The following is a 16523-nucleotide window of genomic DNA, read 5'->3' on the forward strand; positions in this document are numbered from 1 at the left end:
TGTTTTTAAAAATTACTTTCCTAATTCTTGCAACATTGTTGTTACAATTTTCAAATCATCAAAGTCATGTCGTACACCATTAATTTCTTGATACGTTTCATGTCCTTTTCCTGCTATGAGGATAATATCGTTTGCTTCTGCTAATTGACAAGCTGTTTTAATTGCTTGTTTTCTATCTAAAATAGACAGTGTTTTTTTATAATTTTGAGGTTCCACTCCTTTTTCCATTTCTTCCAAAATTATTGCTGGATCTTCTGTCCTAGGATTATCTGAGGTAAAAATGGCTTTGGTACTCAATTCTGAAGCAATTTGAGCCATGATAGGCCTTTTCGTTTTATCTCTATCACCTCCACAACCAACAACCGTGATTAATTGTTCATTTTTAGTACGAATATCTTCTATTGTTTTTAATACGTTTTCCAATGCATCAGGAGTATGCGCATAATCTACAATCGCTGTTATTTTACTAGACGAAACAATATATTGAAATCGACCTGAAACACTTTCTAAATCAGAAAGCAATCGTAAGGTTTCTTGTTCTTCAATTCCCAATTCAACAGCCGCTGCATAAATCGCTAACAAATTATATGCATTAAAAGAACCAATCAATTTTGTCCAAACTTCATTATTATTAATTTTCATCAATAATCCTGTAAATTGATTCTCTAAAATTTGTGCTTTATAATCTGCGTAAGACTTCAAAGCATATGTTATTTTCTTGGCTTTGGTATTTTGGAACATAATTGCTCCATTTTTATCATCTATATTAGAAATTGCAAATGCCGTTTTAGGCAAATCATCAAAGAATTTCTTTTTTACATCTCTATATTCAGCAAAAGTCTTATGATAATCCAAATGATCATGGGATAGATTTGTAAAAATACCCCCTTGAAATTGAAGTCCTTCTGTTCTTTTTTGGTGAATTCCGTGAGAACTGACTTCCATAAAACAAAACTCACATCCCATTGCTACCATTTCATTTAAATAGTAATTGATAGTCAATGAATCTGGAGTGGTATGCGTTGCTTTGTATTCGGTTTCATCCACAAGAATTTTAACCGTAGAAAGCAAACCCACTTTATAACCTGCTTTTTTAAACAATTGATACAATAAAGAAGCGATAGTGGTCTTTCCATTTGTACCTGTAACTCCAACCAATTTTATTTTTGACGAAGGATTTTCATAATAGTTTGAAGCCATAAAAGCCAATGCTTCGTTTGAATTTGCAACTTTAATATAGGTTACACCATTCACGATAACTTTAGGAAACTCTTCACAAATAACAACACTTGCTCCTAAGTTCAATGCTTTTTCAATAAAATCATGCCCATCAGAAACAGCACCACGAATTGCCACAAAAACATCATTCAATTCTATTTTTCTAGAATCGAATTCAATTTTTTGGATAACAACATCAGTAGCACCTTTAACGGCTTCTATACCTACTTTATACAATATGTCTTTTAAGACTTTCATGACAATTCGATAGTTATGGTTTGATTTTTTTGAATTTTTTCTCCAGGCTTCACCGATTGAGAACTTACTTTACCTATTCCTCTAACCGTTACTCGTACTCCTAAATTTTCCAATAATGCAACGGCATCCATTCCATCCATTCCATTTACATTAGGTATTAAAGAAGTTGCTTTATCTACTTTATTATAATACGTATTATATGCCTTTTCAGTTACTACAATTTGTTTCTCTAAATCCTGTATATGATTTGTAGGAGGAGAATCAGTATAAATTTTTTGAGCAATACGTTTAAAAACTGGTCCCGCCACATCTGCTCCAAAATAACCAGCTGAAACATTGGGTTTATGAATGATTACAATACAAGAATACTTGGGATTCTTTGCAGGAAAATAGCCCGCAAAAGAAGAGATGTAATGCAATTTGGATTTATCTCGATAGTTGGCTTGCGCTGTTCCTGTTTTACCTGCCATTGAAAAATCTTTAGAATACAACTTAGAAGCTGTTCCTTTTTTAACCACATTTTCTAAAACCGCTCTAACTTTTTCCAAAGTTTCATCGGATGCAATTTTAGGATTGATAATTTCTGTATCGTATTTCTTTATCGTTTTATTCCATTCTTTAATTTCTTTCACAAAATAGGGCTTTACCATAACTCCGTCATTTGCAACTGCATTATATAAGGCCAATGTTTGTAAAGGGGTTAATGAAATATTATATCCGAATGCCATCCATGGCAGGGTTGTTCCATACCATTTTTTATCACCTGGTTGTGGTACGTAAGGTTTCCCTTCGCCAATTAATTGTAAACCTAAAGGCTTGTTTAAACCATAACTGTTAATTCTGTCAACAAATTGTTTCGGATCATCCTTATAATTATCATATACTGCCTGAACTAAAACGGTATTAGAAGAAAGTTCAAAACCACGAGCTAAGGAAATTTTACCATAACCTCCTCTATGAGAATCCCTTACTTTCTTTTTATAATATTCAACGACTCCATCATGTGTATCATAAATCTTACTAGTATCTACCTTTTTATCATCAAGCAGTGCAATTAAATCAAACAATTTAAAAGTAGAACCGGGTTCATGTGATTCTGCTACCGCATAATTTTGGGTTTCATAATAAGACCCATTATTAGCTCTACCCAAATTAGATATGGCTTTAATTTCACCTGTTTTCGTTTCCATTACTACTACACAACCATGATCTGCTTCATAAATTTCCAATTGTTTCAACAAAGCATGATGCGCAATATCTTGTACATAAACATCTATTGTAGATACAATATCATATCCGTCTTGTGGTTCTAATTCGTTATTATCATTAATAGGCTTCCATTGATTTTTTGCAATTTTTTGCATCATTCGATGCCCATTTTTTCCATTAATGTATTTTTTAAAGGCAAACTCTAAACCCTTTCCATCACTTTCGGTTCTCTCATAGCCAATTGTTCTTTGTGCAATTAGCCCTATTGGGTGTTCACGAACCGTTTTTTGTTCAACAATAATTCCTCCTTTATAAGGACCTTTATTAAAAAGTGGAAAACTTTTAATACGCATGTAGTCGGTATAGCTTAATTTACTAGCAACCAAGTAATACCTATTTTGATTCGATCTTGCTTTTTGTAATGCAGCTTGATAATAACCTGTAGACTTTCCAAACATCACCGATAAGGAATCGCTTAACGGCTTGATATTCTCTTGGAAATTTTCTTTAGAAGGTGAAAGCGCGTCAAAACGTATGGTATACTCAGGAATTGAGGTGGCAAGCAAACTTCCATCCGCAGCATAAACATTCCCTTTATTTGCTGGAATAACAAAATTCTTAACCGTTCTTTCTTTAGCCAATTTACGGTAATAATCTCCTTCTAACCATTGGATGTTATTGAGTTTTATCATAACTAAAATAGCCATCACAAACATTGTGAAAGCCACTAAATACATACGGTAGTTACTATTTTTTTCTTTTACTGCCATATTTTTAATTTGTCTATAAAACTCTTTTTATCTTCTTTTTTAGTTTTTACAATAATTTTTGTAGGTGGAACATCCGCAGAAAAAATACCTCTAACTTCCATCTTCTTAGCCACCGTAGATTCCATCTTTAACTTCATCAATTCAGAGCGCCTATCAACAAATTCAGAACGAAGCTCTTTTACTTTATTCGTTAACTCTGTAATCTTATAATTCTTCGCATCATATCGATGATTATTCGCAATCATAATCATGGCTAGAAAAATTAAAAAAACAATAAACTTCCAGTTCTTTAAAGCATCATCACTCACTAGAAATTTTGCTTTGAGTAAACTATAAATACTGTTTTTCATTTTTTATTATGATTACAAATCTTACCTTATTTTTTTTCAGCAACCCTTAACTTGGCACTTCTAGCTCTATTATTACTTGCAATTTCAGCTGCATCTGGCACAATCAATTTTTCAATAATTTTAAAGGGAACTTCGTAATTACCAAAAAAATCTCGCTCAGGTTCTCCTTCAAACATTCCATTCCTAAAAAAGCGTTTCACCAATCTATCTTCTAAAGAATGATACGAAATCACACTCATTCGTCCTCCTACTTCTAATAATTCTAAAGACTGTTCTAAAAACTCTTTTAAAACTTCCATTTCTTGATTAACCTCAATCCGTATGGCTTGATATATTTGAGCTAAAATTTTATTGCTTTTGTGAGCGGGTAAAAATTTAGCCAACACTTGCTTTAAATGTTCGGAATCTTTTATCTGTTTGTCTTTTCTAGCAGAGACAATTACATTTGCCATTGCACCTCCATTTTTCAACTCTCCATATTCCAAAAAAACACGCTTCAAATCGTGTTCATCATATTCATTTACTACATGATAGGCACTTATATCGCCTTTTTGATTCATTCTCATGTCTAATTCTGCATCAAAACGAGTAGAGAACCCTCTTTCTGCAACATCAAATTGATGCGACGAAACACCTAAATCTGCTAATATTCCATCTACTTTTTTAATCCCATGAAATCTTAAAAAACGTTTGATGTTTCTAAAATTTTCATTAATCAATAAAAACCGATTATCATCAATTGCATTTTGCAAAGCATCTACATCTTGATCAAAAGCAATTAATCTTCCATTGTCACCCAAACGCGATATAATTTCTCGAGAATGACCTCCGCCTCCAAAAGTCACATCCACATAAACACCATCAGGTTTTATATTCAAACCATCAACCGTTTCTTTTAATAAAACCGGATTATGATATTCCATGCTCATCATCATTTAAATTACCCATTACTTCTTCTGCCAAATCTGCAAAATCATCAGTTGCATTTTCAATCACATTTTCATACAAATCTTTGTCCCAAATTTCTACGATATTCACTGCAGATGACAACACTATATCTTTTTCAATCTTAGCAAAAACGACTAAGTCTTTTGGAATTAACAATCTACCATTTGTATCAATCTCTACCATTTTAACTCCAGCCGTAAAACGACGTATAAAATCATTGTTCTTTTTTACAAAACGATTTAATTTATTGATTTTCTGCATCATTTTATTCCATTCATCCATTGGATACAATTCTAAACAAGGCTGAAAAACAGAACGTTTCAACACAAAACCCTCTTCCAAAGAACCAAATTGTTTCTTCAGAGATGTGGGTAGCATCAACCTTCCTTTAGCATCTACCTTGCATTCATATGTACCAATAAATGACGTCAATTGCACATTTTTAATTAGAATATGGACAAATTTAAAAAAAAATTACCACTTTTTACCACTTACTCCCACTTTGTTAATAAGTTTTTCCACTCATATCATTAAATGAAATTGCTAAAAACGAACTCATTAGTACTAAAATAAAGCCAAAAGATCTTTGATGAACAATTAAAAAAACAATAATTTTAGACAAAAAAACCTATAAGAACCCACTATTATTCTTCAAATGTGTTGAAAACTAAAAACTTAACCCTATACACTATCCCTTAAAAAAGGTTTTCAAATAGTTTTTTTCAATTGCTTTTAATTCCTATAGAAAATCTTATATTTGTCAAAATTTCAGAAATAAATTTGAGATTCATTTTATGTTAAAGAAAGAAAAGAAATACACCTATTTTGAAGCTGGTGAAGGCACACCAATTATTGTGCTACATGGTTTAATGGGTGGTTTGAGTAATTTTGAAGCCGTAGCTGATTTTTTTCCTAAGAATGGATATAAAGTAGTTATACCAGAACTACCCCTTTACACACAGAACATTCTTAAAACCAATGTAAAAGCTTTTTCAAAATTTGTAAAAGATTTTATTGTTTACAAAGGCTATGACAAAGTAATTTTACTTGGGAATTCTTTAGGGGGGCATATTGCGCTTTATCATGCAAAAATGTATCCAGAATTAATGAAAGGATTAGTAATTACAGGTAGCTCAGGTTTGTATGAAAGTGGCATGGGTGAAAGTTATCCTAAAAGAGGCGATTATGAATATATCAAAAAGAAAAGTGAGGATGTATTCTATGACCCAAAAGTAGCTACAAAAGAGATTGTTGATGAAGTATTTGCTACTGTAAATGACCGAATTAAGTTAATAAAAACGTTAACCATTGCTAAAAGCGCGATTCGTCATAATATGGCAAAAGATTTACCCAATATGCAAACACCAACTTGTATTATTTGGGGTAAAAATGACAAAGTAACTCCTCCAGAAGTAGCAGAAGAGTTTAATAAATTACTACCCAATTCTGAATTGTTTTGGATTGACAAATGTGGTCATGCTGCTATGATGGAACATCCAGATGAATTTAACAGATTATTGTTACATTGGTTAGAAAAAAATAATATTTAATAAATTCCCCTTCTTGGGGAATTTCAGTTTTTAAAAAGATGAAAATAACAAGTGCTGAATTTATTATTAGTAATTCTGACGCTAGTAAATGTCCGAATGAACCGTTACCAGAATATGCTTTTATTGGAAGATCCAATGTGGGTAAATCTTCTCTAATAAACATGTTAACCAATCATAAAAATTTAGCCAAAACCTCTGGAAAACCCGGAAAAACACAACTTATCAATCATTTCAAAATAAATCAAAACTGGTTTTTAGTTGATTTGCCTGGTTATGGATATGCACGAGTTTCTAAAAAAACAAAAGAAACCTTTCAAAAATTCATTACCGATTATTTCGAAACGAGAGAACAATTGGTTTGTGCATTTGTTCTGATTGACATTCGATTGGAAGCTCAAAAAATTGATTTAGAATTTATCAATTACTTAGGAGAAGCTGGTGTTCCATTTTGTATTATTTTTACAAAAGCAGACAAAATTGGAAAAGTAAAAGCACAACAAAATGTAGCTGCTTATAAGAAAAAAGTACTTGCTAATGGCTGGGAAGAAATGCCTCAACATTTTATTACCTCTTCATCAGACGGAACTGGAAAAGAAAGTCTTTTAACGTTTATCGATCAAATTAACGAAGGAATATTCAAAGAAAAAGGGTTTATTTAAAAACCCTTTCTTCATATTTTATTGTTTTTAATAAAATCTATTTTAGCTCTAATTTTTCGGCAAAATAGTCGCAAAAGTCTTTCATAGTAGCAGCCATTTTTTCATCGTTTGTAGCTCTTTCAAATGTATCAGCCATAGCCACTAAAGTTTGATGAAAAAACACTTTCATTTCATCTACTGGCATTTCTTTTGTCCATAAATCAATACGAAGTGTTTCTTGTGCTTTTGCATCCCAAAGAGAAACCATCATCGCCTTCGCTTCTTCCTGTTCCACTCCGCCATCTTGTGCGGTCCAAGTTAATTTTTCAGGTATTCTATTTTCGTCAAGTTCAACTAAAAATTTTATTTCCGACGTTATTGTTTTTGCCATTATTTATTAGGTTTATATTTTGATTTTTCAAAAATGGTTTTAGCATCAGTTACTAATAATTGATCTAAAGAAACATCATTATTTTCCATATAACTTCTCACAATTTGCCAACCTAACCATTGTCCGACTCTTCCAGGAGATTCGTTATCAATTTCTAAATAAAATTTAGAAAATGGAGCTTCATTGATAAAGCGAAATTCATTTTTAACATTACTTTCGTAAAGCAAATTATTTTCAATAAAATAACTCCACATATAATATTCATTTTCTTTACACCAAGCTAATTGTTGTTCGGTATATCCAATTTTAGCTGCGTCAGAGTATTCAGGAATTAATTTATCTTTCAAATACAATTCTTTCCCATAATAAATCATAATAGAAAGTAATGTTCTATCTAAAGGTTTGCTAATTTTTCCATAACTGAAACTAGTAACCAAATCGGGTACTATTTGATTTTCTTCGAAGCCTAAACGTTGGTAATCGGAAAAATCAACATAAAATGGATGCTCTTTACCCAAATAACAATCCAAAGAAATTAACGCAATGGAATCGGCATAAATGGCTTTCGCTTCTCTATCCACCTCAGAAATTACCGCAATGACTCTAGGGGTTTTATATTTTGGAAAATAATATTGAACGTGCTGAAACAACGCTTCTAAATCCTTATCAATTTTAGCTGTAGTGGGATATTTTTGTTTTACTTCTTTGTACAAATCTTGTAATAAAGGGTTTTTTAGTTTATTCAACCAAACCGAATCTTCATTGCCTTCTGGAAATAAAAAAGGATATTTTGCTTTAACTGCAGGTAAATTTGAAGTATCCGATTCATAGAACATTTTATCAAATCGTTCCACTTCAAAAGCAACGGGAATAGTAGCCACTTTCTCTTCAATTTTATTTTCTTGCTTACAAGCAAATATCAAAAGTAAAAGACAAGCCAAAAAAAGCTTTTTCATATGGTGTATTTTTTATAATTTTAGACCAAATAAGAATACCAAATTCTTTGAAAATAAAAGCGCAAATATACAGTTTACACAATTAAATTCTCTTAAAAAAATGACAAATTCAACCTCTTTCCATGCTGAAAAAATCAATCAACATATTGTAAAATGGTTATTAGACTATGCTACTAACGCAAAAGTTAAGGGATTTGTTGTAGGCATTTCAGGAGGAATTGATAGTGCTTTAACTTCTACTTTATGTGCGCAAACTGGATTACCTACACTTTGTGTAGAAATGCCAATTCATCAAGCAGAAAGTCATGTTTCAAGAGCAAATGAACACATCCATCAATTAAAAGAAAGATTCCCCAATGTAAGCAAAGAAAGAGCCGATTTGACTCCCGTTTTTGAAAGTTTTAAAAAACAAGTTAGTACTACCTCAGATGAAAAAGCACTTCATTTATCTCTTGCTAATACTCGTGCAAGATTAAGAATGACAACTTTGTACTATTTTGCAGGAATTCACGGTTTATTAGTTGCGGGCACAGGTAATAAAGTTGAAGATTTTGGTGTTGGTTTTTATACCAAATATGGAGATGGTGGAGTTGATGTAAGTCCGATTGCAGATTTATTAAAAAGTGAAGTACGCTTACTCGCAAAACACTTAAATGTTCCAAAAAGTATTTTAGAAGCCAAACCAACTGACGGGCTTTTTGGTGATGACAGAAGCGACGAAGATCAATTGGGTGCTAATTATGACGAGTTAGAATGGGCAATGCAAGAAGCTGAAAAAGGGAAAACAGCTGCTGATTTTTCCGGTAGAGAAGCTACAGTTTTTTCCATTTATAAAAGACTAAATCAAATGAATCAACACAAGATGAACCCGATACCTGTGTGCCTTATTCCAAAAGGATATAAATGATTTTCAATAGATTACTAATTAATTAACAAGTAATTACATTTTTTTTTCTTAACTTTGAATATTAAGTTCACTGTTTTTTAATTAACACTTTAGAGTCATGATAAAAATTTGTGTTGCTGATAACCAGCCTGTGGTTGTTCAAGGTATAAAGTCCTTTTTTAATAATCATCCGACCATTCATATTATGGCTCATGCCTATGATTTAAAAAGCTTAATTTCTCATTTACAATCCAGGCCAACAGACATTGTTTTACTCGAATTTGAACTTTCAGGCATTACAAGCATTAGAGATATAAAAGCCTTATTAAAAGAATTTCCCAGCACAAAATTTGTCCTTTTCACATCGGTTTCAGAAAAGATGTATGCACCCACTGCTATTAAAGCTGGTGTTTCGGCTTACATCCAAAAAACAATTGCCTTAGAAGAATTAGAAAGCGCCATTATTAAAGTATATCAAGGTGTTGTTATTTTTAGCGAAGCGGTAAAAAAGAATATTGATATTTTATCGAAAGGAAAAAAATCGGATCGCTTATTTAAAAAGTTATCTACTCGAGAAATTGAAGTTTTACGCTATTTAAATGACGGTAAAAAGAATAAAGAAATAGCTGAAATTTTAAGTTTGGATGAAAAAACCATTAGTACTTACAAACTTCGTCTTTTAGCCAAATTAAATGTCACGAATCTTGTTGATTTACTTACGAAAGCAAAAAGCCTAGAAATCATTTAAGAATATCTACTCATTACACGCCCTAATTTTTTGGAAAACATATTGGTTAAACCTAAATAATCCATAACCATAGCTAATGTTTCGGCATTATCCTCTTTATTTTGCGTAACAACTTCGGTTTTTAATTCGTCTATAATTTTATTGACCCAATACCATCTTAATGTTAAAATGGTTTCTGTCACATATTGTCCAATGGTTTTATCTTTAAGCTTTACAATAATTTGTTGTGATTCCCAATTATGTAAAACCTCTCTTTCTTCATGCATTAAAATAGAAGTTACCTCATTGGCTATTTCAGGTTTTATTTGTTTCAGATAGTCTTCTATTTCGAAATGCTCTGTTTGATTATAATAGGTAATAATATCGTTATATATCGACTTAAAAACAGGATTTGCTAATTCAATTTCATCTTCTTGCAAACTCAAATAAATGCGATGAAATACTTTGTAAAGATTCTTTTCTTTCACCTCAATTAACTCGCCTTCATCATTAGCCTTAAGAAGTACATCTTCAAATTCTTCCTCCACACTTCCATACAGTAATAATATTTCAATTATTTTTCGTTCCAGTTCATCTTGAATATCGATTTTAGCAGTAGCGTTTTCCGCTTCATTTTTAAGCACTTCAAATGTTTTAGACTGCTGCTGCTCCTTCAGTTTTTTACCTGTATCAGCCAAATCTTTTTTATCAATTTGAGCCAATGTATTAAACAAGACATCTTCTGAAATATCCATAATTCTAGAACATTCTTGCAAATACACTTCTTGTTTAATTCGATCGGGAATCTTAGAAATACTAACTACCATATCTCGAATTAAATCTGCTTTTTTAATAGGATCATTTTTAGCTTCATTCATTAAGAGAGATGCTTTGAATTGGATAAAATCTTTAGCATTCTCTTCTAAAAAAGCAACTAATTTTTCATAAGGTGTCTTTTTAGCAAAACTATCTGGATCTTCTCCATCGGGAAAGGCACAAACTTTTACATTAACACCTGCTTCTAAAATTAAATCAATACCACGAATGGAAGCTCGTAAACCTGCAGCATCTCCATCAAAAAGTACGGTTATATTTTTGGTCAAACGACTAATTAATCGAATTTGATCTGGAGTTAAAGCGGTTCCAGATGATGCGACAACATTTTCAATGCCGGCTTGATGAAATTGAATTACATCGGTATACCCTTCTACCAAATAACAATTATCGTGTTTTGCAATCGCTTGCTTGGCATGATAAATACCATATAAGACTTTGCTCTTATGGTAAATTTCACTTTCTGGAGAATTTACATATTTGGCTGCTTTTTTATCATTTGTAAGAATACGGCCACCAAAACCTAAAACTCTTCCACTCATACTTTGTATGGGAAACATCACACGACCTTTAAATCGGTCAAATTGTTTGTCTTCTTTTACAATAGTTAAACCTGTTTTTTCAAGAAATTCAAGTTTATAGCCTTTCCCCAGAGCTTCTTTGGTAAAAACATCCCAAGAATTTGGAGAATACCCTAAACTAAATTTAGCTATCATATCATTGTTAAACCCTCTTTCTTTAAAATAAGTTAAACCAATTGCTTTTCCTTCTTCAGTATGAAGTAAGGTATTATGGAAATATTTGTTCGCAAATTCGGAAACCAAATACATACTTTCTTTTTCATTAGCCACAGCCAACTCTTCATTATTTGGCACCGTTTCTTCAATTTCAATATTGTATTTTTTAGCCAAATATTTAATTGCTTCAGGGTAACTAAAATGCTCATGTTCCATTAAAAAAGTAACCACATTTCCTCCTTTACCTGAAGAAAAATCTTTCCAAATTTGTTTTACAGGAGACACCATAAAAGAAGGTGATTTTTCGTCTACAAAAGGACTTAACCCTTTAAGATTACTGCCCGATCTTTTGAGTTGTACAAAGTCGCCAATAACTTCTTCTACTCTTGCAGTTTCAAATACATTTTCTATGGTTGTTTTAGAAATCAATTTTTTTCCTGTTTTTTTTTGATAAGAAGCAAAGATACAAAGTTGAAACTAAAAAAGCACCTCTTAAAAGAAGTGCTTTTTTTATGTTACTATATATTTTTTTTATTTATTATTCAACACTACATTACTGCTGTTTCTTTGAATTTTAAGATATCTAAAATCTGGAGTTATAGAAAAATCTGGAGTTTTGAAGTAATCGTTGATTAATCCATCTGAAGTTTCAATTCCGTTTTTAGAAGTAATGTAATCCGTATCTAAACCTAATCTTTCACCATTCATACTAGAGAAAATATTAGTACAATGACCTACTACTAGATTTTTAAGTTTTATAAACTTTTCAAACTCATCCATCATTGGGTATTTGTCTAACATTAAGAAGTCTCTAAAGCCATACACCACACTATTTGATAAGCTTAGATTTGCTTCATTAGACACATAAACAGCTTCCTTAATAAGTCCTTGTTTGTTATCTTCCACATTCACTAAAGTAATATTAGTTGCTTTCACATTTGTTTTACTTCTTTGCGGATCAAATTTTTCGATTTCATTATAGGATTTCACTTCCATACATCTTGGATTTCCAGGATTAGAAGAAAATGGATGTCTTAATGCGATACTATTAGAAAATTCTGCTTGAACCCCTTGTGTAAAGTCGAAATCATCGTCTGCAGCTCTAAAAGAAACTAATTTTTGAGCTTTTACATTTCCGCCATAGAATTCAAAAGAATCGTTATCTGAATAACTTACTTGTATTCCTTCTATTACAGTTCCACTTCCTACACCAGCAAAAGTAATTCCAGCGATTTGTCTTTTGGTAGCCGATTTTCTACCTGCATATTCCACACGAATATGTTTTAACACACCAGCAGATCCTGCAGCATTTTCACCTCCAAAACGATTGTATTGTGGTTCTAAATCGTAATTCAGAACGCTCATTCCCCCAAAACCACTTACTGGAGCATCACCCATAACAACAATACCACCCCAATCTCCTGGTTTTCTAGAATATTCGTCATTATTAGAAGTAAAAACAATTGGGAAGCTTTCAGACCCTTCAGCCATGATTTTTGCTCCTTTAGTAATAATCAGTGTACCACAAGTTTTAGAATCACCTCTTAAAAGTGTTCCTGGCTCAATAGTTAATACTGCGTTATTCGTTATATATACATTACCTTGTAACAAATAAGTATCTCTGTTAGATAATGTAGTATTTTGAGAAATGACACCTGTTAAGATTTTTTGAGGGTCTCTATAGTCTTCTTTTTTAGGATTAAATTCTGTCCAATATCCTAACCAATTTTCTTTTTCACTAATTCCTAATCCAGACTGCGCATAACTTGCAAAACAAAAGTTGCAAATAACTGCTAATAAAAGTAGGTTTCTTTTCATAATAACAAATTTTGTAATTAAACATATCCTGCACTGCTACAAAATTCAAGTGATTTCACCTGGAGTTTTCAATACATTCAGCTTTACTACAAATTCAAGTATGGGCTATACTCATATAGAATTCTATTAAGCTGTAACGAAGATACGCAATCTTTTTCAGATAATCAAAAAAAATCATCGAAGAAATGCACTTTTTTTCGTTAAAATGTTAATCGACCCCTATTTTCTTACAAATACTGGATGTTTATTAAGAAAAGAAACCTAATAATTTTTTAAAATATTATTTATTTACCAAATTATTATTGGTTCTTTCAATTTTTAAATATCTAAAATCTGGAGTTTGTAAAACATCAGAATTCATAAAATAGTCTTCTATTTTTCCATCTGAAACTTTTACATTATTTCTTGAAAATAAATAATCTACATCTAGGGTTAGTAAATCTTTAGGTTTCAAACTTGAAATCGTGTTATCGCAATGACCTACTACCAATTCTCTCAGTTTTATATGTTGTTCAAATTCTTCCAATATTGTAAAATCTTTTAGCATTAATAGGTCTTTAAACCCAAAAACAACACTATTGGTAAAGTTCAACATACTTTCATTAGAAACAAAAATAGCCTCCTTAATAAGACCCTGATTGTTGTCTTCTGTATTCACCAAAACCATATTTGAGGCTTTTACATTAGTTTTTTTACGTAGAGGATCAAACTTTTCAACATCATCATTGGAATTAATTTCCAAACATCTAGAGTTTTCTAAATCAGATGAATAAGGATTTCTAATAGCAATACTGTTTGTAATATCAGCTTGCACACCTTGTGTAAAATCGAAGTCATCATCTGAAGCACGATAGGAAATTAGGTTTTTTAATTTAACACTACCTCCATAAAACTCAAAAGAATCATCATCAGAATAACTCACTTGTACATTTTCAATTTTAGTTTGACTACCTACTCCTGCAAATGATATTGCATTAAACTCTTTTTTAGAACTTGCTTTTTTTCCAGCATATTCCACTCTAACATATTTCAGCACACCAGCTGAACTTTCAGCATTTGTTCCACCGTAGCGGTTGTACGTTGGGTCTAAATCAAAGTTTAGAATTCCTACACCACCGAAATTATTAATTGGAGCATCGCCCATAATTATAATTCCGCCCCAATCCCCAGGTTTTCTGGAATAAGTATCTTTATTAGTTGTAAAAACAATAGGAAAACTCTCAGTTCCTTCAGCAATTATTTTTGCTCCTTTAGTGATTACCAAAGTTCCACAGGTTTTAGCATCACCACGAATTACGGTTCCTTGTTCAATTGTTAAAACTGCATTATTTACAACATATACCGTACCTTCTAACAAATAAGTATCTCTACTTGAAAGGGTAGTATTTTGAGAAATGTAACCTGCCAATATTTTTTTAGGTTCTCTATATTCTTTCTTTTTAGGATCAAATTCGGTCCAATATTCAAGAATGTTTTCTTTTTCGTTCAACCCAAGTCCGGATTGTGCATAGATAGAAAAAGACAGACCGAAGACAATAGTCAGGAATAGTAGGTTCGTTTTCATAATAATTTTTTTATAGTTTTTTTTTGCTTTATTTTAAACAATTTAGATTGGGCAAAGTAAACTGTTGTTTTGTTTCTGTATCAAATTAAGCTTTAACAAAGTAACTAAAAGGGATTGAGTTAGTTTTACAACAAAATTAGAAAAAATGTTAAAATTTAAAACATGCTCTTAACATTTTAAATCTTGTTAAAAAAAATTAAATAATTAAAAATCAATTATTTATATTTTTAAATTTCGATTATTTACAATAAAAAATCTGACAAAATGTTAAAAAACAGAATGTCAGATTTTTCAAACAACCATTAAACGATTAATATTACCGTTTAAAGAATATAATTAATTATATCCCAATTATTTATTTACCACAGGATTGAAGTTTTTCACCATCTTAGTATATCTAAAATCTGGTGTTTCCTCGAAAGAAGGATTTTTAAAAAAGTCAGCTATTTTCCCATCTAAAGTACTAATCGCATTTTTTGAAAAGAAATAAGAATTTACAGTGATACTTCCATCTCCTTTTAAAGTTCTTAAACTATTGTCACAATGCGCAATAACGAGGTTCTTCAATTTCACATATTCTTCTACTTCATCAATTAAAACATAATCTTTTACCATTAAAAAATCTTTAAAACCATAAATTACACTGTTATTTAAAGTAAAATAACTATCTGTTGCTACATAAACTGCCTCTTTTATCAATCCTTGATCATTATCTTCTGTGTTAACTAATGTAATATTGGTTGCTTTTACATTGGTTTTATTTCTTTGCGCATCAAATTTTTCAAGCATATCATAAGAATCAATCTCCATACATCTTGATTTTTCAGCATCAGAAGAATAGGGATGTCTAATAGCGATACTATTTTTAAGATCTGCTTGTACACCTTGTGTAAAATCAAAATCGTCATCTGAAGCTCTGTAAGAAACTAAGTTTTCCATTTTTACGTTTCCTCCATAAAATTCAAAAGAATCATCATTAGAATAACTCACTTGAATATTTTCAATTTTAGTCTTATTTCCTACTCCAGCAAATGAAATCCCATTTAATTCTTTTTTTGCGCTTAATTTTCTCCCAGAATATTCAATACGAACATACTTTAAAGCTCCTGATGAACTTTCTACATTATCTCCTCCATAGCGATTGTATTTTGGGTCCAAATCAAAATTTAAAATACCAATTCCTCCAAAAGTATTTACTGGAGCATCACCCATTACTATAATACCACCCCAATCGCCTGGTTTTCTTGAATAGGTCTCTTTATTAGTTGTAAATACTATAGGAAAACTTTCTGTTCCTTCTGCTATTATTTGAGCGCCTTTAGTTATTACTAAAGTACCACAAGTAGCATAATCACCTCTTATAATGGTTCCTGGTTCAATGGTTAAAGTCGCATTATTGGTTACATAAACCACTCCTTGTAACAAATAAGCATCTCTACTATATAAGGTTGTGTTTTCGGTAATATAACCTGTAAGGATTTTTTTTGCTTCTCTATACTCTTTCTTTTTTGGATTAAATTCAGTCCAATATTCTAAGGTGTTTTGTTTTTCATTGATTCCTAAACCTGATTGTGCATAAGCAAGGAAAAAAGTGTTTAGAAAAAAAGCTACAAAAAGTAAATACTGTTTCATGATACTAAAGATTGGTTTGTTTTGCATCCCAAAACTA

General features: G+C 31.3%; 15 protein-coding genes. 4 read left to right on the top strand and 11 right to left on the bottom strand.

Annotation, left to right across the window (positions count from 1 at the left end; translation table 11 throughout):
- Positions 1-12: 12 nt before the first annotated feature.
- From FHG05_RS05765 to mraZ, 5 genes are read right to left on the bottom strand one after another with little or no spacing between them, the layout of a single operon-like run.
- Positions 13-1476, bottom strand: a complete 1464-nt coding sequence (locus FHG05_RS05765) for a UDP-N-acetylmuramoyl-L-alanyl-D-glutamate--2,6-diaminopimelate ligase (RefSeq protein ID WP_140997067.1) — start codon at positions 1474-1476, stop codon at positions 13-15.
- A complete protein-coding gene (locus tag FHG05_RS05770; protein WP_140997068.1) occupies positions 1473-3455 on the bottom strand; it encodes a penicillin-binding protein in 1983 nt (660 codons plus the stop codon). The genes FHG05_RS05765 and FHG05_RS05770 overlap by 4 nt, the downstream gene beginning before the upstream one ends.
- Complete coding sequence (locus FHG05_RS05775; protein ID WP_140997069.1) at positions 3446-3805, bottom strand: FtsL-like putative cell division protein; 360 nt, start codon at positions 3803-3805, stop codon at positions 3446-3448. Before FHG05_RS05775 ends, FHG05_RS05770 begins: the two co-directional genes overlap by 10 nt.
- Positions 3806-3831: 26 nt before the next feature.
- Positions 3832-4740, bottom strand: a complete 909-nt coding sequence (gene rsmH / locus FHG05_RS05780; protein ID WP_181369147.1) for a 16S rRNA (cytosine(1402)-N(4))-methyltransferase RsmH — start codon at positions 4738-4740, stop codon at positions 3832-3834.
- Positions 4715-5185 carry a division/cell wall cluster transcriptional repressor MraZ gene (gene mraZ, locus FHG05_RS05785; protein ID WP_140997071.1) on the bottom strand — a complete coding sequence of 157 codons (471 nt, stop codon included), beginning with the start codon at positions 5183-5185 and terminating at the stop codon, positions 4715-4717. Before mraZ ends, rsmH begins: the two co-directional genes overlap by 26 nt.
- Positions 5186-5547: 362 nt before the next feature.
- On the opposite strand from mraZ, the gene FHG05_RS05790 reads away from it, so the two are divergent.
- Together FHG05_RS05790 and yihA are read left to right on the top strand one after the other, a co-directional pair.
- Positions 5548-6303, top strand: coding sequence for an alpha/beta fold hydrolase (locus FHG05_RS05790; RefSeq protein ID WP_140997072.1), 756 nt, complete (start codon positions 5548-5550; stop codon positions 6301-6303).
- A 38-nt stretch (positions 6304-6341) separates the two neighbouring features.
- Positions 6342-6962, top strand: coding sequence for a ribosome biogenesis GTP-binding protein YihA/YsxC (gene yihA, locus FHG05_RS05795; RefSeq protein WP_140997073.1), 621 nt, complete (start codon positions 6342-6344; stop codon positions 6960-6962).
- Positions 6963-6999: 37 nt separating this feature from the next.
- On the opposite strand, the gene gldC is transcribed toward yihA, so the two are convergent.
- Together gldC and gldB are read right to left on the bottom strand one after the other, a co-directional pair.
- Entirely contained in the window at positions 7000-7332 is a 333-nt protein-coding gene (gene gldC / locus FHG05_RS05800) for a gliding motility protein GldC (RefSeq protein WP_157504181.1), read from the bottom strand.
- Entirely contained in the window at positions 7332-8288 is a 957-nt protein-coding gene (gene gldB, locus FHG05_RS05805) for a gliding motility lipoprotein GldB (protein WP_140997074.1), read from the bottom strand. Before gldB ends, gldC begins: the two co-directional genes overlap by 1 nt.
- A 100-nt stretch (positions 8289-8388) precedes the next feature.
- Here gldB and nadE point away from each other — a divergent pair, with 100 nt between their 5' ends.
- Positions 8389-9195 (top strand): NAD(+) synthase, encoded by an 807-nt coding sequence (gene nadE, locus FHG05_RS05810; RefSeq protein WP_140997075.1) that lies wholly within the window; start codon positions 8389-8391, stop codon positions 9193-9195.
- A 97-nt stretch (positions 9196-9292) separates the two neighbouring features.
- Positions 9293-9922, top strand: a complete 630-nt coding sequence (locus tag FHG05_RS05815; protein WP_140997076.1) for a response regulator transcription factor — start codon at positions 9293-9295, stop codon at positions 9920-9922.
- Here the strand turns inward: FHG05_RS05815 and dnaG are convergent.
- From dnaG to FHG05_RS05835, 4 genes are all read right to left on the bottom strand, one after another.
- On the bottom strand, positions 9919-11901 hold the full coding sequence (dnaG, locus tag FHG05_RS05820; protein WP_140997077.1) for a DNA primase: 1983 nt from the start codon (positions 11899-11901) through the stop codon (positions 9919-9921). The two genes, FHG05_RS05815 and dnaG, sit on opposite strands and share 4 nt — an antisense overlap.
- 102 nt (positions 11902-12003) lie before the next feature.
- On the bottom strand, positions 12004-13290 hold the full coding sequence (locus FHG05_RS05825; RefSeq protein ID WP_140997078.1) for a hypothetical protein: 1287 nt from the start codon (positions 13288-13290) through the stop codon (positions 12004-12006).
- A gap of 280 nt (positions 13291-13570) precedes the next feature.
- A complete protein-coding gene (locus FHG05_RS05830; RefSeq protein WP_140997079.1) occupies positions 13571-14854 on the bottom strand; it encodes a hypothetical protein in 1284 nt (427 codons plus the stop codon).
- A gap of 351 nt (positions 14855-15205) precedes the next feature.
- The gene (locus FHG05_RS05835; protein WP_140997080.1) at positions 15206-16486 is read right to left on the bottom strand and encodes a hypothetical protein; all 1281 of its coding nucleotides are present in this window, start codon (positions 16484-16486) and stop codon (positions 15206-15208) included.
- Between the last annotated feature and the right edge of the window lie 37 nt (positions 16487-16523).

Source organism: Flavobacterium profundi (assembly GCF_006491645.1).
Classification (GTDB): domain Bacteria; phylum Bacteroidota; class Bacteroidia; order Flavobacteriales; family Flavobacteriaceae; genus Flavobacterium; species Flavobacterium profundi.